A 26,762-nucleotide genomic window follows, 5' to 3' on the forward strand; every position below is an offset into this window, starting at 1 on the left:
ATTACTCGTCTTCATCGTGAGCAGATTGTTCTTTAACAATGCGAACTAAATCCACACGATAGTCATTCGCTTCGACAATCGTAATACTCAGCGGCGCAACCTCGATAACATCGCCGACGCGTGGAATATGACCGTTAGCCGCGATGACTAAACCTGCAACCGTCGCGATATCTTCGTCTTCATCCACCAGCGTATCCACGTCCAGCGCCTGCTGCAATGCATGCAGGTCGGTTCCGCCTTTCACCAACCAGCCGCCCGCATCAGCAATAATTTCAGGCGTTTCATCGGCATCGGGGAACTCACCGGCGATAGCTTCTAATACGTCCAGCGGTGTAACCAGCCCCTGCACGACACCAAATTCGTTAGTAACGATCACGAAACTGCCGCGGGCACGACGCAGAACGCCCAACAGATTGATCGGGTCCAGCGTTTCCGGCACCACAATAGCCGGAGAGGCTGAGGCAATCGCCGCCACATCCACACCCTCTTCCAGCGCCACCAGCAGTTCTTTGGCACGGACGATACCGATAATTTCGTCCAGCTCACCGCGACATACCGGGAACAGGCTGTGCGGTGACGAAAGCAATTGCTCGCGAATTTCCGCTACGCTCAGGTCCGCATCAACCCAGCTAATCTCGCCACGAGGCGTCATAATGCCACGTAATGAACGCGAGGCCAGGGAGAGTACGCCGTTGATCATATAGCGTTCTTCTTCCACAAAGGCGCCTTCCGGAACGGGCACAGGTACCGGATTGTCGGATTCCATCTGCGCGCTGGCCTGACGTTTACCGCCCATCAGACGCAGGATTGCATCCGCAGTCCGCGCACGCAGCGGCAGGGTCGACTGGTGGCGAATAAAGTTACGACGGGCAATCTGGTTAAACAACTCGATAATGATCGAGAAGCCAATCGCCGCATACAGATAACCTTTCGGAATGTGGAAGCCAAACCCTTCGGCAACCAGACTCAGACCAATCATCAACAGGAAGCTCAGACACAGCACCACCACCGTCGGATGTTGGTTCACAAATCGCGTCAACGGCTTGGAAGCCAGCAGCATCACGGCCATAGCTATCACGACCGCCGCCATCATGACCGGCAGATGGTTGACCATACCGACCGCAGTAATCACCGCATCCAGCGAGAACACCGCATCAAGGATGACAATTTGCGTCACCACAACCCAAAAGCTCGCATACCCTTTCGTCTGCCCGGTATCATGTTCACGGTTTTCCAGCCGCTCATGCAGCTCTGTCGTAGCCTTGAACAAGAGGAAGATACCGCCCAGCAGCATAATCAGATCGCGCCCCGAGAACGCATAGTCCATTACCGTAAACAGCGGCTTTGTCAGCGTCACCATCCACGAAATCACGGACAACAAGCCCAGACGCATAATCAGTGCCAGTGATAAACCGATTAAACGCGCTTTATCTCGCTGTTTCGGCGGCAGCTTATCAGCCAGGATCGCAATGAAGACCAGGTTATCAATACCCAGAACAATTTCGAGAACGACAAGCGTGAGCAAACCCACCCAAATCTGCGGATCCATTAATAATTCCATGACAAGCTCCTGCTTAAGGAATGACCAAACTGCGCGCTGAGGATCTCAGGCGTTAAAGCATTATGCAGAGAAAATTTGTGGCAAAAAGTGCCAATCTGACAGGCGCAAAGCGGCCTGAGGGTGAAATGACGTCGGTGACGATCCATATGGTGGGCTACTGCCCTATACTCCTGAGTAATTAAACAGATGCTAAACATAACAGAGACAACCGGTTTTTAGCAAAGATTTACCTTCCTTTGCAATAAGTTGTTTCGGAGATATTTTACCCTTCGAAATTTCTTTTCATCGGAAGTTAAATTACGGATCTTCATCACATAAAATATTTTTTTCGATATCTAAAATAATTCACGAAAATCATAGGTTTTTCTTTGTAACCCTTATCTGAATCGATTCGATTGCGGACGACGATTCAAATACATCTTTACGTTGATGTGTTAACGATAATAAAGGAGGTAGCAAGTGACCATTGCTATTTTAATAGGCACACATGGTTGGGCTGCAGAGCAGTTACTTAAGACAGCAGAGATGCTGTTAGGCGAGCAGGAAAACGTCGGCTGGATCGATTTCGTTCCAGGCGAAAATGCCGAAACGCTGATCGAAAAGTACAACGCTCAGTTGGCAAAACTCGATACCAGTAAAGGCGTGCTGTTTCTCGTTGACACATGGGGAGGCAGCCCGTTTAACGCTGCGAGCCGCATTGTCGTCGATAAAGAGCATTACGAAGTTATCGCCGGTGTGAACATTCCCATGCTGGTTGAAACCTTCATGGCGCGTGATGACAACCCGAGCTTTGATGAATTAGTGGCACTGGCCGTTGAAACCGGTAGCGAAGGCGTGAAAGCGTTGAAAGCGAAACCGGTGGAAAAGGCCGCTCCTGCCCCCGTTGCGGCACCAAAAGCAGCAGCACCGGCGAAACCGATGGGCCCGAACGATTATATGCAGATCGGTCTGGCGCGTATCGATGACCGTTTAATTCATGGTCAGGTAGCCACTCGCTGGACCAAAGAAACCAACGTAACGCGCATTATTGTCGTCAGCGATGAAGTTGCCGCCGATACCGTGCGTAAAACGCTGCTGACTCAGGTAGCACCTCCGGGTGTGACGGCGCATGTGGTTGATGTCGCGAAAATGATCCGCGTCTACAACAACCCGAAATATGCAGGCGAGCGTGTGATGCTGTTGTTCACCAACCCGACCGATGTGGAACGTATCGTTGAAGGTGGTGTGAAAATTACCTCTGTAAACATTGGCGGTATGGCTTTCCGTCAGGGTAAAACACAGGTAAACAACGCAATTTCTGTTGATGAAAAAGACATCGAAGCCTTCAAAAAACTCAACGAACGCGGTATTGAGCTCGAAGCGCGTAAAGTTTCGACCGATCAGAAACTGAAAATGATGGATTTGATTGCCAAGGCGAAATAATTCCCTGGCATTTACTTAGTTTTCACACTTAAGTCTGTATAGCAATAGGAGAAGTACAATGGAGATTACCACTCTTCAGATTGTGCTGGTGTTCATCGTCGCATGTATCGCGGGTATGGAGTCGGTACTCGATGAATTTCAGTTCCACCGTCCGTTGGTGGCCTGTACGCTTATTGGCGCCGTTCTCGGGGATATGAAAACCGGTATTATCATCGGTGGTACCCTGGAAATGATCGCCCTGGGCTGGATGAACATCGGTGCTGCGGTTGCACCAGATGCCGCACTGGCGTCAATTATCTCTACCGTTCTGGTTATCGCGGGTCACCAAAGTATTGGTGCCGGTATCGCGCTGGCTATCCCGCTCGCAGCAGCAGGCCAGGTTCTGACCATCATCGTTCGTACTATCACCGTAGCATTCCAGCACGCAGCGGATAAGGCGGCCGAAAACGGCAACCTGACGGCGCTCTCCTGGCTGCACGTGTCCTCACTGTTCCTGCAGGCTATGCGTATCGCTATCCCGGCGGTAATCGTGGCGATTTCTGTAGGTACCAGTGAAGTTCAGAGCATGCTCAACGCCATTCCGGAAGTCGTCACCGGCGGCCTGAATATCGCAGGCGGTATGATCGTGGTGGTTGGTTATGCGATGGTCATCAATATGATGCGCGCGGGCTACCTGATGCCGTTCTTCTACCTCGGCTTCGTCACCGCGGCATTTACTAACTTCAACCTGGTTGCTCTGGGTGTGATTGGCGCAGTGATGGCAATCCTCTACATTCAGCTGAGCCCGAAATATAACCGCGTCGCCGGTGCGCCAGTTCAGGCAGCTGGTAACAACGATCTTGATAACGAACTGGACTAGCAGGTGAGCGAAATGGTTGATATGACTAAAACTACCACCGAGAAAAAACTCACTCCGAGTGACATTCGTGGCGTGTTCATTCGTTCTAACCTGTTTCAGGGTTCATGGAACTTCGAACGTATGCAGGCGCTGGGTTTTTGTTTCTCCATGGTACCGGCTATCCGCCGTTTGTACCCGGAAAACAACGACGCACGTAAGCAGGCTATTAAGCGTCACCTGGAATTCTTTAACACCCATCCGTACGTAGCCGCACCTGTGCTGGGCGTTACGCTGGCGATGGAAGAGCAGCGTGCCAACGGCGCAGAGATTGACGATGGTGCTATCAACGGTATCAAAGTTGGTCTGATGGGACCGCTGGCAGGCGTCGGCGACCCAATCTTCTGGGGTACGGTACGTCCGGTATTTGCTGCGCTTGGCGCTGGTATCGCGATGAGCGGCAGCCTGCTTGGACCACTGTTGTTCTTCATCCTGTTTAACCTGGTGCGTCTGGCAACCCGTTACTACGGTGTGGCATACGGCTACCGTAAAGGGGTCGATATCGTTAAGGATATGGGCGGTGGCTTCCTGCAGAAACTGACTGAGGGGGCGTCAATCCTCGGCCTGTTTGTCATGGGGGCATTGGTTAACAAGTGGACGCACGTGAATATCCCGTTGGTGGTCTCCACTATCACCGGTCAGGATGGTCAGACTCGCGTCACCACCGTGCAGACTATCCTTGACCAGCTGATGCCGGGCTTGGTTCCTCTGCTGCTGACTTTCGCTTGTATGTGGCTGCTGCGTAAGAAAGTGAACCCGCTGTGGATTATCGTTGGCTTCTTCATCATCGGTATCGCGGGCTACGCTGTCGGCCTGCTTGGCCTGTAAGACTGTTGTACACCACCGGGGGCTTGCCCCCGGTTTTTCTATTCAGAGGATTGAGGATTCATGACTATCACGGACCTGGTGCTGGTTCTTTTTATCTTTTCGCTGCTGGCGTATGCCATTTACGATCAGTTCATCATGCCCCGCCGTAATGGCCTTACTCTGCTGACGGTCGCCCTGCTTCCTCGCAGCCGTGTTGACAGTGTTATCTTCATTGGCCTGGTAGCTATTCTTATTTACAACAACGTCACCAGCCACGGGGCGCAATTCACCACGTGGTTATTATGCGCACTGATATTGATGGGGTTGTATCTGTTCTGGATCCGTACGCCGAAAATCATCTTCAAGCAAAAAGGTTTTTTCTTTGCCAACGTCTGGATTGAATATAACCGCATTAAAGAGATGAATTTATCAGAGGACGGCGTGCTGGTGATGCAATTAGAACAGCGGAGATTGCTGGTTCGCGTACGAAATATAGACGATCTTGAAAAAATATATAAACTTCTCATTTCAAATCAGTAAATTAGAAAGATAGCCTGAATTATGTTTTTTATATATTTTTGAAAACAAAACATAGCTAAGGCTATATTACAACGTCCGTAATGTTATTTATTTTAACGTTCTGTTTATAAATAAATCTAAATGAAAATCGTTTTCAATTAGAAGTCAAATATTATTTCCCTGTTTCTTGTTTTATATTCTCAATATATGTTAAGGTTGCGCCCGTCGTTGGGGAGTAGCCGATTTCCAGACTCCGGAAATGTACGTGTCAACATACTCGTTGAAAAACGTGGCGCGTACGGACTGAACATACAGCTTCAGTCAGGCGAGACCATAGGCACATCAACTGCAATGCATACCTGAATGGCACGATATATTTCGTGATTTTAATCTGTGTGCATGGTTACTGGGGGCAGTGATGTGTTTTATGGATACCCCGGTCAGGACGCTGTTATGAATCTCACCGCTACTGTACTTCTCGCTTTCGGCATGTCGATGGATGCTTTCGCTGCATCAATTGGCAAAGGCGCCACCCTGCATAAACCCAAATTTTCTGAAGCTCTGCGCACCGGTCTCATTTTCGGCGCAGTTGAAACCCTGACGCCGCTGATTGGCTGGGGTATGGGCATGCTGGCAAGCAAATTCGTGCTGGAGTGGAACCACTGGATCGCTTTCATTTTGCTGATTTTCTTAGGTGGGCGAATGATAATCGAAGGTTTTCGCGACAACGGTGATGAAGATGAAGAACCGCCGCGCCGCCACGGATTCTGGCTGCTGGTCACCACCGCTATCGCCACCAGTCTCGACGCGATGGCCGTCGGGGTGGGTCTGGCGTTCCTGCAGGTTAACATCATTGCGACTGCGCTGGCCATCGGCTGCGCCACGTTGATGATGTCCACGCTCGGAATGATGATCGGTCGTTTTATTGGTCCGATGCTGGGCAAACGAGCTGAAATCCTGGGCGGGGTGGTACTGATTGGTATCGGCGCCCAGATCCTCTGGGCGCACTTCCACGGTTAATTCTGGCGCTGCCAGATGTGAATACTAAAATCTGTCTGGCAGTCAAACGTCGTTTTTCCTGCCAGCGTTTCCCACACTTCCGGTTTTGCCCGCCAGGCGAATGGCGTCATTTGCAGTAATGCAACGGCCTCGCTGCCCTTGAGCTGCATCTGATAGCCCAGCGCAATACTTTGCTGCAGAACAAAACCTTCCAGTTGTTCGGTATGTGGCGCATGCAAACGCACCTCATCATAAATCAGCCCTTTCAGCTCCATTAAATGACGCGGCCCAGGCGTAGCGGTGATTACCCATCCTCCCGGTTTCACCACGCGAGCCAGCTCTTGCGCTTTACAGGGCGCGTAGATCCTGATGATGGCATCCATGGACGCATCGGCAAACGGCAGACGATGGCTGGAAGCCACGCAAAAGGTGACCTGCGGATAACGGCGGGCTGCGGCCTTAATCGCCACTTTAGAGACGTCGAGGCCAACGGTCTTGCCGCCAGTCAGCGTATCGGCAAAGGCATGGGTGTAATACCCTTCTCCACAGCCGATATCCAGAATCGCCGCGTTCTCTGAACTCAGCGTCTGCGCAAGCACATTCACAACCGCGTCACGCAGCGGTTGATAGTGTCCGGCATCAAGAAACGCCCGGCGCGCCTGCATCATCTCAGCGCTGTCACCCGGATCGCGCGACCGCTTATGCTGAACCGGCAGTAAGTTGACATACCCTTCTTTCGCCACATCAAACTGGTGCCGCTCAGGGCAAATAAAACTGTTTTTCGTTTGAGTAAGAGGCTGGTGGCAAAGAGGACAGGAAAACGACATGACAACTCCGGCAGGTGATTTGAGGGCGCAAGTGTAACGCGAATTGCGCCCCGGGAAAATAACTTACAGCGTCGGCGAGGATACGCTGTCACCATGCATCACCAGCAGGTGATCGGAGTCGGCAGGCATGCCGTCTGGTTTAACATTTTCCAGGCGTAAAACATCTCCCATAATCTGGCTGAATACCGGCGCGGAGACGGCGCCCCCATAGTAAGCACCGTTTTGTGGATTATTAATAACCACGACTAAGGCGAATTTCGGGTCGCTCGCTGGCGCAACGCCTGCCGTATAAGCCACGTATTTATCAACATATTTACCATCATCGCCAATTTTTTTCGCCGTCCCGGTCTTCACCGCAACCCGATAATCCCTGACCGCGGCCTTGGTTCCCCCACCGCCGGGTAACGCGACGCTTTCCATCATATGTTCAACCTGATGAACCAGCGCCTCCGGCATCACCCGCGTCCCTATTACCGGCGGATCAATACGCGTGATAGAAAGGGGGCGATAGATGCCAAAACTACCGATGGTGGCATAGACATGCGCCAACTGGAGCGGCGTCACCATGAGCCCATAACCGAATGCAAAGGTGGCGCGATCCAAATCGCTCCAGTAGCGGCGTTGAGGCATTAAACCACTGCTTTCGCCGGTTAATCCCAACCCGGTTGGGTCGCCAAAGCCAAAACGTTTATAGGTATCCAGCAATTTCTGCACCGGCATAGCTAACGACAAGTGCGAAACGCCCGTGTCGCTCGATTTCTGCAAAATGCCGGTCAGCGACAGCTCCGGGTAAAATCCGACGTCGCGAATACGATGCCCGTCGACATTAAAAGGATGGGTATCAATTACGCTGTCCGGTTGCACAATCCCCTGCTGAAGCGCGGTCATGATCACCAGTGGCTTAACGGTTGAACCGGGTTCAAAGGTGTCGCTAATGGCACGGTTACGAAAATCATCCAGTACCGCGCCGTCTCGATTGTTGGGGTTAAAGTCGGGGAAGCTTGCCATGGAGAGAATTTCGCCGGTCTCAATATTAACCAGTACCGCGGCCCCGGATTCCGCTTTATTCCATGTAACGGCATTGTCCAGCGCGTCTTCGGTGACCGTCTGCAAACGCTCATCAATACTGAGTTGTAACTCATGTGCAGGCACCGGCATCACTTCGGTGATATTTTCGATGACATGGCCAAATTTGTCTTTACGGACCAGGCGGGAGCCGGGTTTGCCCATCAACTGGCTATTGAAGCTTTTCTCCAGGCCTTCAATACCCTGGCCATCAATATTGGTGAAACCAATGAGATTAGCCGCAACATGTCCGGCGGGATAAAAGCGGCGTGATTCTTCACGCAGATTGATTCCCGGAAGATTAAGGTTATCGATCCATTCAGCCTGCTGAGGAGAGATCTGGCGCGCCAGATAAATAAAGCGTCCCGCAGGATTACTGTTAACACGCTCAGCCAGAGAACTGAGCGAAATGTTCAGAGTCTTTGCTAACGCCTGCCAACGTTCGTTGTAGCCCACGCCTCCCTTGCTGATAATGGTTTTAGGGTCTGCCCAGACGGCATTCACCGGGACACTTACCGCCAGCGGTCGCCCTTCTCTGTCGGTAATCATTCCGCGTGGCGAGGCAATGGTAACCTCGCGTAACGAACGCATATCTTCCTGTTTTACCAAAGTTGTCGGCGTGACAATTTGTAGCCACGCCACACGACCCAGCAGCAATCCCAGGCTTAATAATATCGCCACACAAAGCAGGGCAAAACGTACGGGAGTAAAATTGCGCGCATCTATGTCGTTTTTCTTTTTCACCTGGACTCCCGCATGATAGTTTTTCAGGTGTCTGATTTAACGAGAAATGCCGCGAGAATGCGGGGAAAACTATGCTACGAACATCACGCCTTTGCAACAAAGCGCTAATGGATGGGCTTTCAGAAATATTTTGACGTAATTTGAATTAAAAAGCCCCGCATAAGCGAGGCTTTATATCTGAGATGGTTGCGCAAGAGCGCATCAAATCAGTGGTGTCGATCAGATAGCTGTTACGTTTACAGCAGCCGGACCTTTCTGGCCGTCCTGAATTTCGAACTCAACGTTCTGGCCTTCAGCCAGAGTTTTGAAGCCGTTACCCTGGATAGCGGAGAAGTGTACGAACACGTCTTTGCTGCCATCAGCCGGAGTAATGAAGCCAAAACCTTTAGACTCGTTGAACCACTTAACTTGACCTTTAATCTTTGCCATTTGCAAAATTCCTTAGAGTATTTTCTTCGCCCGCGGGCATAACATAGATAAAACTGAGACATTACTGCTTGAGGCACTAATATAAGGTTCGGCAGAGAAGCGGTATTCAACGTCAACGTGTTTACTCAGGACTTCTTTACTGAAAATGCCACACATAAACAGAACTGTACCTCGTTTAACCCAAAACGTGTTATCACATACAACGTAAATAATGGCAAGCCATTTTTAAACGTGTCTCGATCGGTCGCACAAATCCTGTCGTTCATCAAACAACCACTGCACAGTTATGCGCCAGACCGAGCAGAGTTATATTCTCACTTCTCTCCCCTTGCCCCGTCAGGCTTGCACCGTCACAGGGACATTTCTACCATAGCTCAATAGCTTCGGTTGTTCCAGGTTATCTGTCACAGGGGCTGGTGGATATCATTTTTTATGCTTAGTAATGCATAAAATGTCACAAGCGTAAAAATGAGATCCGCCTTCTGCTTTTGCACTAAAATAATGAAAGAATGATGACAATGCACAAAAAAGTAAGAGAAACGTTTCGCTGTGAATAAGACGATCGCTATCACAAAAATGACATAATCATATTTTTAACGTATGGGAAAATATATTTAGATCAGACCGTACGTAAGATATTAATTGGTTAGAGTATCTGAAAATACTCAGGTGACAGGCGACGCCGAACGCTAATTACGCGGCGAGAGCAGAAGAAAATGATCTGACATGTTGACGACAGGATGAGGTATCTGCGAACCGCATCAGCAGACCTTCACCCTGCCATACTGTTTTTAGCGCTCAGCTACCAGGCGGATGATGTCTTCATCTTCATCCTTCGCAGCAACCGCTGCAGGTTCTGCCGTTTTTTCTGGTTCGTTAGCTTCACAAAGGCGACGGAGCAATGCGTTCTGTCTTTTTTGCTGGTCTAACAATGCTTCAAGCAGTTCTATCTGCTCGTTAGTACGCGAACTTGCCCGATTGACGAAAAACCACAACACAAGCCCAACAACCAAAACCACCACCGATACCGCTAAAGACGCAAAACTTAACGCGCCAGAATTCAAAACTTCGTTCATTTCACCACCTCAATGTAGACAGCGTAGTTTACCACTGCCGCACAAGAAGGTAATCAACTGTTGTAAAAATGCGCTTACCAGGGAATAAATTTATTGATGGCACAAATACCGCTGAAAAATTGTACGTCCTGATCGCACATGATGTTAAACACCTGCGCCCACATCAATATGCATACCAGCACGATAACAATCAGTACCACCCAGCGTATTTTTTTCACTCCAGCTCCACTCTTCAACTCTACATCTTATGACTATAAATTATCATGCGTTACCTAAACCCAGCGTTAACTGTAACGGCATTCCATCTTTTTAGGAATGATTGACTTGTTTCATCCCGTGTACAGGCTAATCTACTAATAACGAGAAAAGATAAGAGGTTGTAATGCGTCTGATTATCCGCGCTATTGTGTTGTTAGCTCTGGTTTGGATCGGTTTATTACTCAGCGGCTATGGCATTTTGATTGGGAGTAAAGAGAATGCGGCCGGTCTGGGTCTGCAATGCCAATATCTGACCGCTCGCGGGACCAGCACCGCACAATATGTCCACTCAAACAGCGGCCTTATTGGCCTTTCAGATTGCCCTGTATTGCGGAAAAGTACTGTCGTTATCGATAACGGTTAAGATAGAAGCAATACATTCTCAATGCTATTTGCGCAAAACAGCGTTAATTTTATTCATTAAAAAACCCCAGGTACGCAATACCTGGGGTTTTACACTTAGCGCTATTGCTGCGGATTAGAACGGATAGTCGTTATAGCCCATTTGTTCAGAAATCTTACGCGCTGCCGTATGCAGCATCGCCACATATTCGTGTAAACGCTCTTCGGAAAAGCGCAGCGTCGGGAATGAGATACTCAAACCCGCAATCACCACGCCAAAACGGTCAAACACTGGAACACCGATGCAGCGCAGGCCTTCTTCCTGCTCTTCGTTATCTTCGCCGTATCCCTGTTCACGTACTTTATCTAACAATACCAGCAATTCATCAGTATTTGTGATAGTACGGTCGGTGCTGCGTTTATACTCGATGCCGTCAAGAATTTCCTTCACTTCATCGCGGTCACGCCATGCCAGAAGAACTTTACCGATAGCCGTGCTGTACAATGGGTTACGACGACCGACGCGGGAATACATACGCAGATTGTACATGGAGTCGATTTTATGAATGTAGACGATGCTGTCTTCATCCAGCGCACCAAGGTGTACGGTCTCTTTGGTCAAACGTGAAAGTTCACGCATCTGGATGTCAGCACTACGGATCAGATCAACGTTTTGTAACGCGCGCGCGCCCAGTTCGAATAATTTCAGGGTCAGGGAGTATTTCTCTGACTCCCCTTCTTGTGCCACATAACCCAGCGTTTTCATGGTCTGCAAAAAGCGATAAACGGTGCTTTTCGACATCATGACGCGTTGCGACAGCTCGGTAATACCAATTTCGCGCTCTTCACCCAGCGCCTGCAGGATGCCAAAAACTTTCAGCACGGAAGATACAGAATCAGGTTGTTTATCCAGATCTGCGATTGCCATTTATCACCTCATTACGAGTGTTTTATAAAAATCAGAACCGGTTTTTATTATAATTTCGCGGACCTGCCCTCGCAATCGCTCTTTGCTTACTTAGTTACAAATCTGCGACCTAACGCCTGTATATCAATGCTAAGATTATTATTCTCATCATAATTCCCGATAAAATGACCCCTTATGGAAAAAATTCAGGCTGATGGCCTGCCATTGCCCCAGCGATATGGTGCAATTTTAACCATTGTTATTGGCATCTCTATGGCAGTACTCGACGGCGCAATAGCTAACGTGGCACTTCCGACGATTGCTACCGACCTTCAGGCGTCACCCGCCAGTTCAATCTGGATCGTTAACGCCTATCAAATCGCCATTGTCGTTTCACTGCTGTCACTCTCATTTTTGGGTGATATGTTTGGCTATCGACGCATTTATAAATGTGGTCTCGTCGTATTCCTGCTTGCCTCGCTGTTCTGTGCTTTATCAGACTCGCTACAAATGTTAACTCTGGCCCGCGTGGCTCAGGGGTTTGGCGGCGCGGCGCTGATGAGTGTAAATACAGCATTAATTAGACTTATTTATCCCCAGCGTCAGCTTGGTCGGGGGATGGGAATTAACTCCTTCATCGTGGCGGTATCCTCAGCGGCAGGCCCCACCATTGCCGCGGCGATCCTCTCTATCTCGTCATGGAAATGGCTGTTTCTGATTAACGTCCCGCTGGGAATAATTGCCCTGCTGCTGGCTATGCGCTTTTTGCCACCTAATTCGTCCCGCAGCAATAAACCACGCTTTGACCTGCCAAGTGCGGTAATGAATGCCTTAACGTTTGGCTTGTTAATTACCGCGCTCAGTGGATTTGCGCAAGGGCAGTCGCTAAAATTGATTGGCACCGAGCTTGTGGCGCTTATCGTGGTCGGTTTTTTCTTTATCCGCCGCCAGTTGGCGTTGCCGGTACCGTTATTACCGGTTGACCTGCTGCGTATTCCGCTGTTTTCACTCTCGATTTGCACGTCAATCTGTTCATTTAGCGCGCAAATGCTGGCGATGGTTTCTCTGCCCTTCTTTCTTCAAACCGTGCTCGGTCGTAGCGAAGTCGAAACGGGCCTGCTATTGACCCCATGGCCGCTGGCAACCATGGTGATGGCGCCGCTGGCCGGATATCTTATCGAACGCGTCCACGCGGGGCTATTGGGTGCACTGGGTATGGCCGTGATGGCAAGCGGATTATTTGCCCTGGTGTTACTTCCCTCTGCGCCCTCCGATATTAATATCATCTGGCCGATGATATTGTGCGGCGCGGGTTTTGGTCTATTTCAGTCACCGAATAACCACACCATCATCACCTCCGCACCGCGTGAACGCAGCGGCGGGGCGAGCGGGATGCTGGGGACTGCGCGCTTGTTAGGGCAAAGTACCGGCGCGGCACTGGTGGCGTTAATGCTCAATCAGTTTGGTGACAGCGGGACACATATATCGCTGATAACCGCGGGTATACTGGCAACGGCTGCCGCCATTGTGAGCGGCTTACGTATCACGCAGCCGCGCGTTCAGGCATAAAAAAAGCGCGTCGGACGACGCGCTTTTTTTTCCAGACTTCTTAGGGTTACTTCAGGTATTCCCCACTACGCAGTGCTTCAATACGCTTATCCAACGGCGGGTGAGTCATAAACAACTCACTCAACGATTTGGATTTACCGTTGATACAGAACGCCATCATGCTGGTGGCTTCCTGCGGTTCATAGCTGGTTTTCAGACGCTGCAACGCGGCGATCATCTTCTCACGGCCGACCAGTTTGGCAGAACCGGCATCCGCATGGAATTCACGGTGGCGTGAGAACCACATGGTAATAATGCTGGCCAGAATACCAAACACCAGTTCCAGCACCGTCGCCACCGCAAAGTAGATTAATGGGTTACCGTTGCTGCCCTCGCCCTCATCGCGGTTACCGCCCATAAATCCGGCGGCAATTTGCGCCAGAATACGGGAGATAAAGATAACGAAGGTGTTGACCACCCCCTGAATGAGGGTCATGGTCACCATATCGCCATTGGCAATGTGGCTGATCTCGTGCGCGATAACTGCTTCGGCTTCGTCCGGGCTCATGTTTTGCAACAGGCCAGTACTCACAGCAACCAGCGAAGCATCCCGGCGCGCACCGGTAGCAAAGGCGTTAATATCTGGCGCATGGTAGATTGCAACCTGCGGCATAGCGATACCCGCCTGACGGGCCTGATTCGCTACCGTATTCATCAGCCAGCGTTCTCTTTCATTACGGGGCTGTTCAATCACTTCCCCGCCAACGGACTTTAACGCCATCCATTTGGACATCAGCAGCGAAATGAAGGAACCACCAAAACCAAACAGCAGTGCCATGATCAACAAGCCTTGAACGCTGCTTGACTGAATCCCTGTCAGGCTCAATACCAGCCCGAAAACGACCATCACAGCCAGGTTCGTCAGCAGGAAGAGCGCGATTCGCATCATAATTTTCTTTTAACCTCAATTTAACAAAACGCACTATGCGATTACCCATATCGTATGGGTCTTATGGCTATTTTCAAGCATCCATAGGTGCTAAGTCACCAGAAAGACACAACTTTACATTTTATCGTATCAGACTGACGTCTTCATGCGGTTGTTAAAAAAACAGGCACAATTTCTTGTGCCTGTTGGAGGTTATTGACTGGTTGCGGGCTGTTCCGCTGGCTTCTCTTTTTCAAGATGCGCCAGGTCGAGCGCGATTTTTACCGTTTCATCCAGATACGGATCCGGCTCCTGGTAATCTTTCGGCAGATCGTCCAGTTTCTTCAACAACGGTTTGCCTTCACGCTTAAACCGGTCGTTGATGCGCGCCAGACGCAGTGCATCATCTTCGTTATTCTCTTTCTCACGCTGAGCGTAATTCAGAGAAGCAATGCTGCGCTTATCCTTCATCGCATTAAATCGCGCAATGTCCTTCATGATGTACTGGAACTCAGGATCGTTCGCAATACGTGCATTGTGCTCTTTTAGCAATTCAGGTCCAAATGGCGTCAGGTTATCAGACTTTGTATAGGTTGCCGCGTCAATGCTATCCCACGGCAGCGCGTTATCTTCAAACTTCTCACCGGTTTCAGTTTCTTCATTACCTGTCGGCATGATGATATCCGGCGTAACGCCCTTACGCTGCGTACTGCCACCATTTACACGGTAGAATTTCTGGATCGTGTACTGAACGGAACCCAGTGCTGGCCATTCCGGACGCAGCATCTGATCGTAAATACGGTTCAGAGAACGATACTGCTGTACGGTGCCCTTCCCAAAGGTCGGTTCACCGACGATCAGCGCACGGCCATAATCCTGCATTGCCGCGGCAAAAATTTCCGATGCCGAGGCACTGAAGCGATCGACTAACACCACCAGCGGACCTTTGTAATACACAACACCGTCGGTATCGCTGTCTTCACGCACTTTGCCGTTATTGTCACGAACCTGAACCACCGGGCCGGAAGGAATGAACAGACCAGAAAGCGAGACCGCTTCGGTCAGTGCGCCACCACCGTTAGTACGCAGATCGATAATCACGCTGCTGACATTCTGTTTTTCCAGTTTCTGCAGCTGAACTTTTACGTCATCCGTCAGGCCAACATAGAAACCAGGAATATCCAGTACGCCGACCTTTTCTTTGCCAACGGTTTTCACAGACATTTTAACAGCGCGGTCTTCGAGACGAATGCGTTCACGCGTTAGCGTGACAATGCGCGTCTTGGTGCCTTTACCAGCAGGCAGGATTTCGAGGCGAACTTTGCTGCCTTTAGGTCCTTTGATCAGCGCCACAACATCATCCAGACGCCAGCCAATCACATCGACCATGCCTTTTCCGGTCTGGCCCACGCCGACAATACGGTCGCCAACGCTTATCGCTTTGCTCTTGGCTGCCGGGCCGCCTGCCACCATGGAGTTAATGACGGTGTAGTCATCATCCATTTGCAGAACTGCGCCAATACCTTCCAGAGACAAGCTCATTTCAGTATTAAACTGTTCTGTGTTGCGCGGAGAAAGATAGTTAGTATGCGGGTCTATTTCACGAGCAAAAGCCGTCATCGCCAGTGAGAACACATCTTCACTGTTCGTCTGCGCCAGGCGGCGAATGGCAAATTTATAGCGACGTGTCAGCGTTTCGCGAATTTCCGCATCGGTTTTACCGGTCAGCTTCAGGCTGAGTTCGTCAAATTTTACTTTGCCGTCCCACAGCGCATTGAGCTCTGCTTCGCTCTTCGGCCACGGAGCTTTGCTCCGGTCGAGGTTAAAGGTGTCAGTCCCGGTAAAATCCATTGGACGCGCCAGCACGCTTAGCGCGTACTGATATCGTTCAAATCGGCGTTTTTGCGCCAGATTATAAAGATCGTAAAAGACATCCAGCTTGCCCGTGCGCAGTTCATCGCCGAGGACAGTTTTCTTTTTTGCATACTGTTCGATATCGCTCGCCAACAGCACGTTATGGCTGTAGTCGAGCAGATTCAGATAGCGGTCAAAAATTTTTGCCGAAAACGCCTGATCCAGATCGAACTGGCGATAGTGTGAACGTGTAAAACGTGAAGTTACACGTTCACTCACCGTCGCATGCTGGGTTTCTTCCTTTAAAACGGGGATTTGATCGGCACGCGTGATGTCTTCTACAGCAAGTGCCTGGCCTGCTAATGCAAGCAGACCAGCTAACGCAGTAAGCCTAAAAAAAGTGTTCATGCCAGGCCTGGCCTCCGTTTCAGAACACCAGGTGTTCTGCGCGTACAATCAAAGACATACCCGAATTCAGCTGTACACGGACGCCATCTTTGGTGATTTCTAATACGGTGGCATCCATCGCATTATTACCTGCTTTCACCTTCAAGGACTGCCCTACCGTCAGCACTGAAATATCAGATACCGGGGTATGCTGTTCTTCACGAGGAGCACGCGGTGCTTTTGCTGCTGGTTTTTCAGCGCGAGGTTTACGTTCAGCCCCTTCTTTACGACGCGGAGCAGGACGCGGCTTACGCTCGCGACGCGGTGCGTCTTCTTTTTCGCCGGCAGCAGCGGCCGCTTCGCGTTTTTTCGCCTGTTGCTCTGCACGTTGCGCCTGAACGCGAGCTTTAGCTTCTTCCAGCTGTTTGCGAGCATGTTCAACATGTTGCTCATCCAACTCACCACATGGGTTGCCGTCGAGATCAACACGCGTTGCGCCCAATTTAACGCCATACAGATAGCGCCAGCTTGAAGTATAGAGACGTAAGGCAGAACGGAGCTGTGTCTTGCTGAGGTTCATTTCGCCCTCAACACGCTCTACCAAATCCTGAAAAATGCCAATTTTCAGTGGGCGCGCTTCGCCTTCAGCACTAAAACACTGCGGGAAGCGTTCGGCCAGAAACGCGATGACTTCTTTACTGCTATTCAACTTAGGTTGATTTTCCATGAAATTTCCTGATTACAACGGACGTAGCCAACAAGCGCAGGCATGAACAGGCGACATTATAATGACGTCATCAGTAATTGCTACGTTATCCGTTGATTATCCTGCGACGCTCGCAAAGAATTTTTTGTAATCCGTCGTTGCAAGCACGGTTTCAAGCTGTGCCACAAGCGTACGCAGCCCCTGTTCGTCTTCTTCAGTGAAGCGACCAAACGCAGTGCTATCAATATCCAGCACGCCGATTATCTGATTTTCAACGGTGACAGGCAGAACGATTTCCGCGTTGCTGGCGGCATCGCATGCGATGTGCCCGTCAAACGCGTGCACGTCTTCGATACGCTGCACCTGATTGCGCGCCACCGCGGTACCGCATACACCACGCCCTACCGGGATCCGCACACAGGCAATTTTGCCCTGGAAAGGGCCAAGTACCAGAGTCTCGCCCTCAAGCAGGTAAAAACCGGCCCAGTTTACTTGTGCCAGACGCTCGTACAACAATGCGCTGGTATTTGCCAGCGTTGCCAGAAAACTGGTTTCACCTGCCATTAATGCCTGAAAATCACGGTTCAGATCCGTGTATAGCTCTGATTTGTTCATTATGTAATCACTTAGTTGTCTTACTTAAAACTGCAGCCTACTAAAATAAACATTAAATGCGTTAATGCTCAAGATCATTCCCGTCATGAGTTAAGATAACATTACTTCAACATTTTGATACGCGATACATGGCCCTTACGACATCACGCATCACGCCAACTAAAAAAATAGCCATCAGGTCTATCGGCGAGGCACTACCGCGTGCACATTATCATCGTTGTCCTGAATGCGACCTGATATTCAGCTTGCCTAAAATGCGCTCGCACCAAAGCGCATTCTGCCCACGCTGTCAGGCAAAAATCCGTGACGGACGCGACTGGTCCTTAACGCGGCTGGCAGCAATGGCTGTCACCATGTTGCTGCTGATGCCCTTCGCCTGGGGAGAGCCGCTGTTACATATTTTTTTGCTCGGTGTACGCATTGACGCCAATGTGATGCAGGGTATCTGGCAAATGACCCGCCAGGGCGACCCACTCACCGCATCTTTCGTGCTATTTTGCGTTGCGGGCGCGCCGATTATTCTCGTTACCTCAATCGCTTATCTGTGGTTTGGTAATATTCTCGGGATGAACCTGCGTCCGGTGCTACTGATGCTGGAAAGGCTCAAAGAGTGGGTGATGCTCGATATCTATCTTGTGGGTATCGGCGTCGCGTCAATTAAAGTTCAGGACTATGCTTATTTGCAACCTGGGGTGGGACTGTTTGCTTTTATTGCGCTGGTGATCCTCAGTATTTTGACGTTATCGCACCTCAACGTAGAACAGCTTTGGGACCGTTTTTACCCACAAAGGCCTGCTCGTCGGCCCGATGAAAAGCTTCGCGTTTGCCTTGGTTGCCACTTTACAGGGTATCCGGACGCCCGCGGTCGCTGCCCTCGTTGCCACATACCGTTGCGCTGGCGCAGAAATCAAAGTATTCAAAAATGTTGGGCTGCTCTGCTGGCCTCAATTGTCCTGCTGCTGCCTGCGAACCTCCTGCCTATCTCGATTATTTATGTCAATGGCTCCCGGCAGGAAGACACGATCATGTCAGGCATACTGTCTCTGGCGAACAGTAATATCGGCGTGGCGGCGATCGTGTTTATTGCCAGTATTCTGGTGCCATTCACCAAAGTGATTGTGATGTTTACGTTGCTCATCAGCATTCATTTTAAATGTGAGCAAGGATTGCGTACCCGCATCAAACTACTGCGCATAGTGACCTGGATTGGTCGCTGGTCAATGCTGGATCTTTTTGTTATCGCTTTAACCATGTCGCTGATTAATCGCGATCAGATACTTGCTTTTACTATGGGACCGGCTGCGTTTTATTTCGGCGCAGCGGTAATATTGACTATTCTTGCAGTGGAATGGCTGGACAGCCGCTTACTTTGGGATGCACATGAGTCAGGAAACGCCCGCTTCGCAGACTGAAGCGCAGATTAAAACAAAACGTCGTCTCTCCCCGTTCTGGCTGCTGCCGTTCATCGCATTGATGATTGCAGGATGGCTTATCTGGGGAAGCTATGAAGATCGCGGTAATACCGTAACCATTGACTTTATGTCGGCGGACGGCATTGTGCCTGGCCGTACCCCTGTTCGCTATCAGGGCGTCGAAGTGGGCACGGTGCAGGACATCAACCTCAGCAAAGACCTGCGTAAAATTGAAGTCCGCGTCAGCATCAAATCAAATATGAAAGATGCACTGCGCAAAGATACCCAGTTCTGGCTGGTCACGCCGAAAGCGTCACTGGCGGGGGTTTCCGGCCTGGATGCGTTAGTTGGCGGCAACTATATCGGCATGATGCCCGGAACCGGCGAGCCAGAGGATCATTTCGTCGCGCTCGATACGCAGCCGAAATACCGTCTGAACAACGGCGATTTGATGCTGCACCTGCGGGCCCCCGACCTCGGTTCGCTTAATAGCGGCTCGCTGGTTTATTTCCGCAAAATCCCGGTAGGTCGGGTCTATGACTACACCATTAATCCAAATAATCAGGGCGTAACCATCGACGTGCTGATTGAACGTCGCTTTACCAATCTGGTGAAAAAAGGCAGTCGTTTCTGGAACGTATCAGGGGTAGACGCGGATGTCAGCCTCAGCGGCGCCAAAGTGAAACTGGAGAGTCTGGCTGCGCTGGTAAATGGCGCCATTGCCTTTGACTCACCGGAAGATTCGCAACCCGCCGTTGCCGACGACACGTTTGGTTTGTATCAGGATCTCGCGCACAGCCAGCGCGGCGTGATCGTTAAGCTCGACTTACCCAGCGGCGACGGACTGAAAGCAGGCTCAACTTCGCTGATGTATCAAGGATTAGAAGTCGGTCAACTGACCAAACTGGATTTAAATCCGGGCGGGAAAGTCACCGGCGAGATGACGGTCGATCCCAGCGTCGTCACGCTATTGCGCGACAACACGCGTATTGAATTACACAGCCCTAAATTATCATTAAGCGATGCGAATCTCAGTTCGCTGCTGACGGGCAAAACATTCGAACTGATACCTGGCGAGGGCGAGCCGCGTAACCAGTTTGCGGTGATTCCTGCAGAGCAATCATTGTTACACGATCCGGGCGTCATGACGCTGACGCTGACCGCGCCGGAAAGTTACGGTATTGATGCCGGCCAACCGCTGATTCTTCACGGCGTACAGGTCGGTCAGGTGATTGAGCGCACGCTGTCCAGCAAAGGCGTTTCGTTTACCGTCGCCATCGAACCGCAGCATCGCGCGCTGGTGCAAGGTGACAGTAAGTTTGTGGTCAACAGTCGGGTCGATGTCAAAGTTGGGCTTGATGGCGTGGAGTTTCTTGGCGCCAGCGCCAGTGAGTGGATCAGCGGCGGCATTCGTATTTTGCCTGGTACAAAAGGTGAAATGAAAAAAAGCTACCCGCTGTATGCCAACCTGGAAAAAGCGATTGAGAACAGCCTGAGCGATCTGCCAACCACCACGGTCAGCCTGAGTGCCGAGACGCTGCCCGATGTGCAGGCCGGTTCGGTGGTTTTATATCGTAAATTCGAAGTCGGTGAAGTGATTAGCGTTCGTCCACGCGCCGATGCGTTTGATATCGATCTGCATATCAAACCGGAATATCGCAACCTGCTGACCAGTAACAGTGTGTTCTGGGCCGAGGGCGGCGCCAAGGTTCAGCTTAACGGCAGCGGTTTAACCGTTCAGGCTTCTCCCCTGTCGCGAGCGATTAAAGGCGCAATAAGCTTCGATAACCTGAGCGGCGCCAGCGCCAGCCAACGCAAAGGCGACAAGCGGATTCTGTATGCGTCAGAAACCGCTGCCCGTGCGGTGGGCGGCCAGATAACCCTGCACGCCTTCGATGCCGGTAAACTGGCGGCCGGGATGCCGATTCGCTACCTGGGAATCGATATTGGCCAGATCCAGACGCTTGAGCTGATCACTGCCCGTAACGAAGTTCAGGCCAAAGCGGTACTGTATCCGGAGTACGTACAGACCTTTGCGCGGAGCGGCACACGCTTCTCCGTGATTACCCCGCAAATCTCAGCAGCCGGCGTGGAGCATTTAGATACCATCTTACAGCCGTATATCAACGTTGAACCTGGCCGCGGTAACCCGCGCCGTGATTTTGAGCTGCAGGAAGCTACTATCACCGACTCTCGTTACCTCGATGGTCTGAGTATTGTGGTGGAAGCACCGGAAGCGGGTTCATTGAACATCGGTACGCCAGTTCTGTTCAGAGGTATTGAAGTCGGGACCGTCACCGGGTTGACGCTCGGCTCCCTTTCCGATCGCGTGATGATCGCTATGCGCATCAGCCAGCGCTATCAGCATCTGGTGCGTAACAACTCTGTATTCTGGCTGGCATCCGGCTACAGTCTCGACTTCGGCCTGACCGGCGGCGTCGTGAAGACCGGTACCTTTAATCAGTTCATTCGCGGTGGGATCGCCTTTGCAACCCCGCCGGGTACGCCACTGGCCCCGAAAGCACAGGCTGGTAAACACTTCCTGTTGCAGGAAAGCGAACCGAAAGAGTGGCGTGAATGGGGAACCGCCCTGCCACGATAACCTCTCCCTTTGCTCCGGCGTACTCGCGCCGGAGCACTTATGCTACACTGCGCTCCTGTTTTTTTGCCGGTGGTACCAAGTGGCTTATTTTCCCGACGCCTTTCTGACACAAATGCGTGAAGCAATGCCTTCCACGCTCTCATTCGATGATTTTCTCGCTGCCTGCCAGCGTCCGCTGCGCCGTAGCATCCGCGTCAATACGCTGAAAATCTCTGTTGCCGATTTCCTCACTCTGACAGCGCCATATAACTGGTCGCTCACCCCTGTTCCATGGTGTGCTGAAGGCTTCTGGATTGAACGCGATGATGAAACGTCACTGCCGCTCGGCAGCACCGCAGAACATTTAAGCGGCCTGTTTTATATTCAGGAAGCCAGCTCAATGTTGCCAGTCGCCGCGCTGTTTGCCGATGGCAATACCCCGGAACGCGTAATGGATGTCGCGGCAGCTCCCGGCTCCAAAACCACGCAAATTGCCGCCAAAATGAATAATCAGGGCGCGATTCTGGCAAATGAGTTTTCCGCCAGTCGCGTCAAAGTCCTGCATGCCAATATCAGCCGTTGCGGTATCAACAATGTCGCCCTGACCCATTTTGACGGGCGGGTATTCGGCGCGGCATTACCAGAAACATTCGATGCCATATTGCTGGATGCTCCATGTTCCGGCGAAGGCGTGGTACGTAAAGATCCCGATGCGCTGAAAAACTGGTCCATAGAAAGTAATCTGGAAATTGCCGCAACCCAGCGCGAGCTCCTCGACAGCGCATTTCACGCTCTGCGTCCCGGCGGCACATTGGTTTATTCAACCTGTACGCTGAACCGTGACGAAAACGAAGCCATTATGCAGTGGTTGATTGAAACCTACCCGGATGCCGTTGAATTTTTACCGTTGGGCGATTTATTCCCGGAGGCTGAACGCGCCCTGACGCCGGAAGGATTCCTGCATGTGTTCCCGCAGATCTACGATTGTGAAGGTTTCTTCGTCGCGCGTTTGCGCAAAACGGCCGCCATTCCTGCGCTACCCTCACCGAAATATAAAGTGGGCAACTTCCCGTTCAGCCCGCTGAAAGGACGTGAATCCGCGCTTGTTGCTCAGGCCGCTAACGCCTGCGGATTACAATGGGCAGACAATTTACGCCTGTGGCAGCGCGATAAAGAGATCTGGTTATTTCCGACAGAGATTGAACCCCTGATTGGCAAAGTTCGTTTTTCCCGCCTCGGGGTTAAACTGGCTGAAACCCACAACAAAGGGTATCGTTGGCAGCATGAAGCCGTCATCGCCCTCGCCGATCCAGGCCACAGCCATGCGTTCGAACTGAGCCTTTCCGAAGCGGAAGAGTGGTATCGCGGTAGAGATGTTTACCCGCAAACTTCACCCGCAACTGACGACGTGTTAGTTACGTTCCAGCATCAGCCGATCGGCCTGGCAAAACGTATTGGATCGCGATTGAAAAATAGCTATCCACGCGAGCTTGTCCGGGATGGCAAACTCTTTACAGGATAACGCACGTTTTGACTGGCGCTTTTGCTAACGTTGACTACGCTGAAAAATGGACGACCTAACTGGTCGTACCACAATCAGCAGATAAACGGAGAGCACGATGATGAAAACCAGTGTGCGCATTGGCGCTTTTGAAATCGACGACGCCGAGTTGCATGGCGAATCGCCGGGGGACCGAACGTTAACCATTCCATGTAAATCCGATCCGGATTTATGTATGCAACTGGACGCCTGGGATGCCGACACCAGCGTCCCGGCCCTTCTGAATGGAGAGCATTCTGTTCTGTTTCGCGAGCACTACGATCGTAAGTCAGATGCCTGGATCATGCGCCTTGCCTGATTCAAAAAGAACCCGTCGCCAGACGGGTTATTTCCTGGCTAATTTCCCTCATCTATCAACATCTTCTACACTAGAGGTATGGCTTTACCATTAGAGGATGGAATGTTCACGCTGGTTCTTTTTGTGTGCTACCTTGACGGCGGTTGTGAAGATATCGTGGTTGATGTCTACAAAACTGAGCAGCAATGCCTTGTATCGATGGACGATCAGCGCATCCGTAACGGCGGATGTTTGCCTGCGGACGATTATATCGACAGCTTCTGGCGTCCGGCCCAGGAATACAGTGATTTCTGATTATTGCAATTGCACCAGCGTTAATTCGCCATCAAATACCGCACCGGTATCAATATAGTGCAGATTGTCGCGATCCAACCGATGCCGCAGCGGCGTATGGCCAAACCAAAAGTGATCCGCGCCGCGTATGCCGTTACCATTGTTCATCAACCGCGCACGATCCCACAGTACCCGCTGTAAATCGACCTCTTTTTGCCACTGGTATTCATCATCCGGGTAATCAGCATGAGCAACAACGTGTATACCACTCCGGCAGCGTAGTTCCAGAATCCAGGGTAACTTTCGGCACGCTTCCAGTGCTAACCTCGCCGCGGGCTGATCCGCGTGAGCAAACCACGCGCCGCCGTTCATAAACCACGACAGTTGCTCCCCCGTCGCCAGTGCATCCAACGCCATCTGCTCATGATTGCCCCTGACTGCCACAATCCAGCGTTTACGCATCAGGCGCAGGCAACGGAGACTGTCAGGGCCACGGTCGATAACATCGCCCACTGAAACCAACAGATCCTGCCAGGGATCAAAATGGCACTGGCGCAGTTTAGCCATCAATAAAGAGAAGCAACCGTGGAGATCCCCAACGACCCAGACGTGTCGCCAGTTTGTTGCTGCGATCCGCTGGTAGATATTGTCAGGCTGTCCCATTTGACCTCCTGCATACAAATATTACCCTTCACTTAATTAAACCATAGCAGCAAAATTCCGAACGATGCTTGTGTCACGACCCTATGTGATCAGCCCGCCTAACAGGCACCTGGGCAACAGCTTCCAGCTCTTCTTCCAGTTCTGTAACAATAGATTGCAGGTCATAAGTGGGTGCATTTCGCGTGCTGGCTCTTTCTTCTCTTTTATGTTTTCTAGTTATTTTTATATAAAAATCAATAACCTCAGGTATGTCTGCTGTGATTTTTTTCACGTCATTATCATGGTAAAAGAGCAGTGGCGGCCCCCCCTGGGTATTAAATGCAACGGCCTTTAATGGTGTCAGCTCCATAGCTTCAATAAATCCTTTATCACAGCTTAAAATTCCAGGGAAAAAATACCGTTGATCATTTCCGGTATTGAAGGTAATAGCTTGTTCTAAATATCTGCAATGAGTAAGGTCCCATGCCATCCCATGTAAAGCTGGCCACATATTTTTTGATTTTTTATGTATCTTGTTAAAAAATCTAAATTGAGTTCCTCTTTTAAAGAACTCACTTGCAAGAATCAGCTCTCTTGTGGCCAGAAAACCGACTTTGTTGTGTGCAAAAATTAACAGATCGATAAGTTTATTCTTTAGCGACCTGGCGGGTGATTTGATTTGGATGATACTCATCATTAGAAGGTAAGCATATATACTATCATGTCGATCTCGTAGCGCACGCCTGAACTCAGAATCCTTGTGTTTAGCAAGCATAGAATTAAAATGTCTGTCAGTTTTAAGTAAAAGCTCACTTTGTGATATTTTTGATGTCAATTTCCCGGTATTTCCCGTTTTGATGAAATCTACATCCTTTATAAACTCGTAACCTAACAATTTATCAAATATTTTATGATGGTTTTCTTTTACATCTAAATTGTTAAGATTCTCCAGTTCATACAGTACAGAATCTACCTGAGTATTTTTATGGGAAATAAAATTGAATATTTCTTCAATGTCATCATCTAAACCTGAGACCTTTCCGTTAATATAAGGCCGCAAATAACTTAATGCCTGGCTATCAAGGGATATTGAGTAGTCTATTTTAAAAGTAGAGCAGCGTTTATCACTAAACATTTCTTCTATCGTTTGAGGATCCATGACGAACACATTTTCATCATTGAATAAAGAACGAATAGATGCTCCGTTTTCGAACTTTTTGTTAGTTTGAAAGCCCGGATATGGACCTTTAGGAGACGAAAATACAAATTTATATTCAGGTATTAACTGATAGACATTAGTGTAGAGATTTAATGAGGAAGAGAGATCGTCTGCATTACCAATTTCCATCACCAGCCATTCTTTAAACTTATCCATTTCTTCTGTCTCTTTACTGTGAGTCTAAGTCCCGAGTCAGTGGTGAGAACTTCACCTATTGATGAAGAAGTATACCGCTATCGGTACAAGCGAGTCCAAACGTCTGAGGGAACAAGAACCCACTGAAAACACTGACACATACGTCATGCACACTCTAGGATACGAGGAAAAACAGCGCCCATCCCTGTTCTTTTTCTCTGCAAATACACTGTGAATGTTAAAAACTGTGTGGTATAACGAAGCAATCCCAAATACTGATATGTGGACAAATTTCGGAAATTTTTGGACATGACGTTCTAACTTATTGAAATGAAATCCGCATAAAAAGAGACCGAATACGATTCCTGTTTACAAATCAAAACGTAATAACCTATAAACTTCAATAGTTTAACACCAAAAACCCACTAAAAAACACCTCCTGATACTTACTAATGCACCCATTCAAGATCAATCAGTTGCTATTGGTTTCGTGGCGTCGTCGGGAAAAATTCGGGATCGCATTGTTCCAGCATCTACATATTTTTAAGAATTCATCAATTCACAAAATCATCATTCCAATTTACCTTACAAGCTCCTTTTTAAATCATTACCGGTGCGCACCACTTTTTCTTCCTGCCCTATACTTTCAGTCTGACATATGGCTGGAGGTTTCTATGTGTGGACGTTTCTCACAGTCGATGACGCGTGAAGACTATCTAGCTCTGCTCGCTGAAGAAGCAGAACGCGACATT

The 26,762-nt window shown here is 50.1% G+C and carries 27 protein-coding genes and 1 pseudogene; 13 read left to right on the forward strand and 15 right to left on the reverse strand.

The annotated features are described in order from the left end of the window. Position 1 precedes the first annotated feature (1 nt). Positions 2-1,561: a CNNM family cation transport protein YoaE gene (yoaE, locus tag JSN25_RS17760; RefSeq protein WP_087856066.1), complete on the reverse strand. Its 1,560-nt coding sequence runs from the start codon at positions 1,559-1,561 to the stop codon at positions 2-4. Beyond that, positions 1,549-1,758 carry a protein YoaL gene (locus tag JSN25_RS22500; protein ID WP_072014731.1) on the reverse strand — a complete coding sequence of 70 codons (210 nt, stop codon included), beginning with the start codon at positions 1,756-1,758 and terminating at the stop codon, positions 1,549-1,551. Before JSN25_RS22500 ends, yoaE begins: the two co-directional genes overlap by 13 nt. Before the next feature lie 262 nt (positions 1,759-2,020). Here JSN25_RS22500 and manX point away from each other — a divergent pair, with 262 nt between their 5' ends. The 5 genes from manX to mntP all read left to right on the forward strand — a co-directional run bounded on the left by manX (position 2,021) and on the right by mntP (position 6,224). Further along, on the forward strand, positions 2,021-2,983 hold the full coding sequence (manX, locus tag JSN25_RS17765) for a PTS mannose transporter subunit IIAB (protein WP_204525195.1): 963 nt from the start codon (positions 2,021-2,023) through the stop codon (positions 2,981-2,983). Positions 2,984-3,041: 58 nt separating this feature from the next. Further along, positions 3,042-3,842 (forward strand): PTS mannose/fructose/sorbose transporter subunit IIC, encoded by an 801-nt coding sequence (locus tag JSN25_RS17770; RefSeq protein WP_005122174.1) that lies wholly within the window; start codon positions 3,042-3,044, stop codon positions 3,840-3,842. 12 nt (positions 3,843-3,854) lie between these two features. Next, entirely contained in the window at positions 3,855-4,706 is an 852-nt protein-coding gene (locus JSN25_RS17775; RefSeq protein ID WP_006684184.1) for a PTS mannose transporter subunit IID, read from the forward strand. Between the two features lie 60 nt (positions 4,707-4,766). Continuing rightward, a complete protein-coding gene (locus JSN25_RS17780; protein WP_038641277.1) occupies positions 4,767-5,225 on the forward strand; it encodes a DUF986 family protein in 459 nt (152 codons plus the stop codon). A gap of 432 nt (positions 5,226-5,657) precedes the next feature. Continuing rightward, positions 5,658-6,224: a manganese efflux pump MntP gene (gene mntP / locus JSN25_RS17785; RefSeq protein WP_038641279.1), complete on the forward strand. Its 567-nt coding sequence runs from the start codon at positions 5,658-5,660 to the stop codon at positions 6,222-6,224. Here mntP and rlmA read toward each other — a convergent pair. The 6 genes from rlmA to mgrB all read right to left on the reverse strand — a co-directional run bounded on the left by rlmA (position 6,221) and on the right by mgrB (position 10,562). Beyond that, on the reverse strand, positions 6,221-7,030 hold the full coding sequence (rlmA, locus tag JSN25_RS17790; protein WP_204525196.1) for a 23S rRNA (guanine(745)-N(1))-methyltransferase: 810 nt from the start codon (positions 7,028-7,030) through the stop codon (positions 6,221-6,223). The genes mntP and rlmA overlap by 4 nt on opposite strands. A 63-nt stretch (positions 7,031-7,093) precedes the next feature. Next, complete coding sequence (ftsI, locus tag JSN25_RS17795) at positions 7,094-8,839, reverse strand: peptidoglycan glycosyltransferase FtsI (RefSeq protein WP_085048052.1); 1,746 nt, start codon at positions 8,837-8,839, stop codon at positions 7,094-7,096. A 219-nt stretch (positions 8,840-9,058) separates the two neighbouring features. Further along, positions 9,059-9,268 carry a transcription antiterminator/RNA stability regulator CspE gene (cspE, locus tag JSN25_RS17800; protein ID WP_001062678.1) on the reverse strand — a complete coding sequence of 70 codons (210 nt, stop codon included), beginning with the start codon at positions 9,266-9,268 and terminating at the stop codon, positions 9,059-9,061. 12 nt (positions 9,269-9,280) lie between these two features. Beyond that, on the reverse strand, positions 9,281-9,424 hold the full coding sequence (locus JSN25_RS17805; protein ID WP_006684179.1) for a DUF2627 domain-containing protein: 144 nt from the start codon (positions 9,422-9,424) through the stop codon (positions 9,281-9,283). A 635-nt stretch (positions 9,425-10,059) separates the two neighbouring features. Next, complete coding sequence (locus JSN25_RS17810) at positions 10,060-10,344, reverse strand: YebO family protein (protein WP_204525197.1); 285 nt, start codon at positions 10,342-10,344, stop codon at positions 10,060-10,062. 74 nt (positions 10,345-10,418) lie between these two features. Next, entirely contained in the window at positions 10,419-10,562 is a 144-nt protein-coding gene (mgrB, locus tag JSN25_RS17815; RefSeq protein WP_038641290.1) for a PhoP/PhoQ regulatory lipoprotein MgrB, read from the reverse strand. 164 nt (positions 10,563-10,726) lie between these two features. Between mgrB and JSN25_RS17820 the strand changes: the two genes are divergently transcribed. Then, a complete protein-coding gene (locus JSN25_RS17820; RefSeq protein ID WP_038641292.1) occupies positions 10,727-10,966 on the forward strand; it encodes a YobH family protein in 240 nt (79 codons plus the stop codon). 114 nt (positions 10,967-11,080) lie between these two features. Here the strand turns inward: JSN25_RS17820 and kdgR are convergent, their stop codons facing one another. Continuing rightward, positions 11,081-11,872 (reverse strand): DNA-binding transcriptional regulator KdgR, encoded by a 792-nt coding sequence (gene kdgR, locus JSN25_RS17825; RefSeq protein ID WP_006684175.1) that lies wholly within the window; start codon positions 11,870-11,872, stop codon positions 11,081-11,083. Between the two features lie 174 nt (positions 11,873-12,046). Here kdgR and JSN25_RS17830 point away from each other — a divergent pair, with 174 nt between their 5' ends. Then, entirely contained in the window at positions 12,047-13,420 is a 1,374-nt protein-coding gene (locus JSN25_RS17830) for an MFS transporter (protein ID WP_204525198.1), read from the forward strand. Positions 13,421-13,466: 46 nt separating this feature from the next. Here JSN25_RS17830 and htpX read toward each other — a convergent pair whose 3' ends face one another. The 4 genes from htpX to JSN25_RS17850 all read right to left on the reverse strand — a co-directional run bounded on the left by htpX (position 13,467) and on the right by JSN25_RS17850 (position 17,889). Next, the gene (gene htpX, locus JSN25_RS17835; RefSeq protein WP_003034964.1) at positions 13,467-14,348 is read right to left on the reverse strand and encodes a protease HtpX; all 882 of its coding nucleotides are present in this window, start codon (positions 14,346-14,348) and stop codon (positions 13,467-13,469) included. 192 nt (positions 14,349-14,540) lie between these two features. Beyond that, complete coding sequence (prc, locus tag JSN25_RS17840) at positions 14,541-16,589, reverse strand: carboxy terminal-processing peptidase (protein ID WP_069324696.1); 2,049 nt, start codon at positions 16,587-16,589, stop codon at positions 14,541-14,543. A gap of 19 nt (positions 16,590-16,608) precedes the next feature. Beyond that, on the reverse strand, positions 16,609-17,295 hold the full coding sequence (gene proQ, locus JSN25_RS17845; protein ID WP_003833781.1) for an RNA chaperone ProQ: 687 nt from the start codon (positions 17,293-17,295) through the stop codon (positions 16,609-16,611). 96 nt (positions 17,296-17,391) lie between these two features. After that, positions 17,392-17,889, reverse strand: coding sequence for a GAF domain-containing protein (locus JSN25_RS17850; protein ID WP_038641301.1), 498 nt, complete (start codon positions 17,887-17,889; stop codon positions 17,392-17,394). 128 nt (positions 17,890-18,017) lie between these two features. On the opposite strand from JSN25_RS17850, the gene yebS reads away from it, so the two are divergent. The 5 genes from yebS to JSN25_RS17875 all read left to right on the forward strand — a co-directional run bounded on the left by yebS (position 18,018) and on the right by JSN25_RS17875 (position 24,035). After that, positions 18,018-19,301: a membrane integrity lipid transport subunit YebS gene (gene yebS / locus JSN25_RS17855; RefSeq protein ID WP_038641303.1), complete on the forward strand. Its 1,284-nt coding sequence runs from the start codon at positions 18,018-18,020 to the stop codon at positions 19,299-19,301. Further along, positions 19,270-21,903 (forward strand): PqiB family protein, encoded by a 2,634-nt coding sequence (locus JSN25_RS17860; RefSeq protein ID WP_204525199.1) that lies wholly within the window; start codon positions 19,270-19,272, stop codon positions 21,901-21,903. The genes yebS and JSN25_RS17860 overlap by 32 nt, the downstream gene beginning before the upstream one ends. 79 nt (positions 21,904-21,982) lie before the next feature. Further along, complete coding sequence (gene rsmF, locus JSN25_RS17865) at positions 21,983-23,404, forward strand: 16S rRNA (cytosine(1407)-C(5))-methyltransferase RsmF (protein ID WP_267911815.1); 1,422 nt, start codon at positions 21,983-21,985, stop codon at positions 23,402-23,404. A 100-nt stretch (positions 23,405-23,504) separates the two neighbouring features. Continuing rightward, positions 23,505-23,741, forward strand: coding sequence for a YebV family protein (locus JSN25_RS17870; protein ID WP_029139506.1), 237 nt, complete (start codon positions 23,505-23,507; stop codon positions 23,739-23,741). A 102-nt stretch (positions 23,742-23,843) separates the two neighbouring features. Then, positions 23,844-24,035, forward strand: coding sequence for a YdfD/YebW family protein (locus tag JSN25_RS17875; RefSeq protein ID WP_032939629.1), 192 nt, complete (start codon positions 23,844-23,846; stop codon positions 24,033-24,035). Here the strand turns inward: JSN25_RS17875 and pphA are convergent, their stop codons facing one another. Together pphA and JSN25_RS17885 are read right to left on the reverse strand one after the other, a co-directional pair. After that, positions 24,036-24,677 (reverse strand): protein-serine/threonine phosphatase, encoded by a 642-nt coding sequence (gene pphA, locus JSN25_RS17880; RefSeq protein ID WP_204525200.1) that lies wholly within the window; start codon positions 24,675-24,677, stop codon positions 24,036-24,038. A gap of 73 nt (positions 24,678-24,750) precedes the next feature. Further along, on the reverse strand, positions 24,751-26,031 hold the full coding sequence (locus JSN25_RS17885) for a hypothetical protein (protein ID WP_204525201.1): 1,281 nt from the start codon (positions 26,029-26,031) through the stop codon (positions 24,751-24,753). A gap of 431 nt (positions 26,032-26,462) precedes the next feature. On the opposite strand from JSN25_RS17885, the pseudogene JSN25_RS22220 reads away from it, so the two are divergent. After that, positions 26,463-26,762, forward strand: a pseudogene (locus tag JSN25_RS22220) (hypothetical protein); the annotation flags it as partial.

The sequence above is a fragment of the Citrobacter cronae genome (assembly GCF_016893685.1).
GTDB lineage: Bacteria > Pseudomonadota > Gammaproteobacteria > Enterobacterales > Enterobacteriaceae > Citrobacter > Citrobacter werkmanii.

Excerpts from the sequence above, each read along its gene's own strand:
- JSN25_RS17885 (WP_204525201.1), bottom strand. The coding sequence starts at position 26,031 with ATGGATAAGTTTAAAGAATGGCTGGTGATGGAAATTGGTAATGCAGAC.
- JSN25_RS17770 (WP_005122174.1), top strand. The coding sequence starts at position 3,042 with ATGGAGATTACCACTCTTCAGATTGTGCTGGTGTTCATCGTCGCATGT.
- prc (WP_069324696.1), bottom strand. The coding sequence starts at position 16,589 with ATGAACACTTTTTTTAGGCTTACTGCGTTAGCTGGTCTGCTTGCATTA.
- JSN25_RS17870 (WP_029139506.1), top strand. The coding sequence starts at position 23,505 with ATGAAAACCAGTGTGCGCATTGGCGCTTTTGAAATCGACGACGCCGAG.
- proQ (WP_003833781.1), bottom strand. The coding sequence starts at position 17,295 with ATGGAAAATCAACCTAAGTTGAATAGCAGTAAAGAAGTCATCGCGTTT.
- JSN25_RS17780 (WP_038641277.1), top strand. The coding sequence starts at position 4,767 with ATGACTATCACGGACCTGGTGCTGGTTCTTTTTATCTTTTCGCTGCTG.
- htpX (WP_003034964.1), bottom strand. The coding sequence starts at position 14,348 with ATGATGCGAATCGCGCTCTTCCTGCTGACGAACCTGGCTGTGATGGTC.
- yebS (WP_038641303.1), top strand. The coding sequence starts at position 18,018 with ATGGCCCTTACGACATCACGCATCACGCCAACTAAAAAAATAGCCATC.
- JSN25_RS17775 (WP_006684184.1), top strand. The coding sequence starts at position 3,855 with ATGGTTGATATGACTAAAACTACCACCGAGAAAAAACTCACTCCGAGT.
- cspE (WP_001062678.1), bottom strand. The coding sequence starts at position 9,268 with ATGGCAAAGATTAAAGGTCAAGTTAAGTGGTTCAACGAGTCTAAAGGT.
- kdgR (WP_006684175.1), bottom strand. The coding sequence starts at position 11,872 with ATGGCAATCGCAGATCTGGATAAACAACCTGATTCTGTATCTTCCGTG.
- pphA (WP_204525200.1), bottom strand. The coding sequence starts at position 24,677 with ATGGGACAGCCTGACAATATCTACCAGCGGATCGCAGCAACAAACTGG.
- JSN25_RS17850 (WP_038641301.1), bottom strand. The coding sequence starts at position 17,889 with ATGAACAAATCAGAGCTATACACGGATCTGAACCGTGATTTTCAGGCA.
- JSN25_RS17810 (WP_204525197.1), bottom strand. The coding sequence starts at position 10,344 with ATGAACGAAGTTTTGAATTCTGGCGCGTTAAGTTTTGCGTCTTTAGCG.
- JSN25_RS17805 (WP_006684179.1), bottom strand. The coding sequence starts at position 9,424 with ATGTGTGGCATTTTCAGTAAAGAAGTCCTGAGTAAACACGTTGACGTT.
- JSN25_RS17860 (WP_204525199.1), top strand. The coding sequence starts at position 19,270 with ATGAGTCAGGAAACGCCCGCTTCGCAGACTGAAGCGCAGATTAAAACA.
- rlmA (WP_204525196.1), bottom strand. The coding sequence starts at position 7,030 with ATGTCGTTTTCCTGTCCTCTTTGCCACCAGCCTCTTACTCAAACGAAA.
- JSN25_RS17875 (WP_032939629.1), top strand. The coding sequence starts at position 23,844 with ATGTTCACGCTGGTTCTTTTTGTGTGCTACCTTGACGGCGGTTGTGAA.
- JSN25_RS22500 (WP_072014731.1), bottom strand. The coding sequence starts at position 1,758 with ATGTTTAGCATCTGTTTAATTACTCAGGAGTATAGGGCAGTAGCCCAC.
- JSN25_RS17830 (WP_204525198.1), top strand. The coding sequence starts at position 12,047 with ATGGAAAAAATTCAGGCTGATGGCCTGCCATTGCCCCAGCGATATGGT.
- JSN25_RS17820 (WP_038641292.1), top strand. The coding sequence starts at position 10,727 with ATGCGTCTGATTATCCGCGCTATTGTGTTGTTAGCTCTGGTTTGGATC.
- yoaE (WP_087856066.1), bottom strand. The coding sequence starts at position 1,561 with ATGGAATTATTAATGGATCCGCAGATTTGGGTGGGTTTGCTCACGCTT.
- mntP (WP_038641279.1), top strand. The coding sequence starts at position 5,658 with ATGAATCTCACCGCTACTGTACTTCTCGCTTTCGGCATGTCGATGGAT.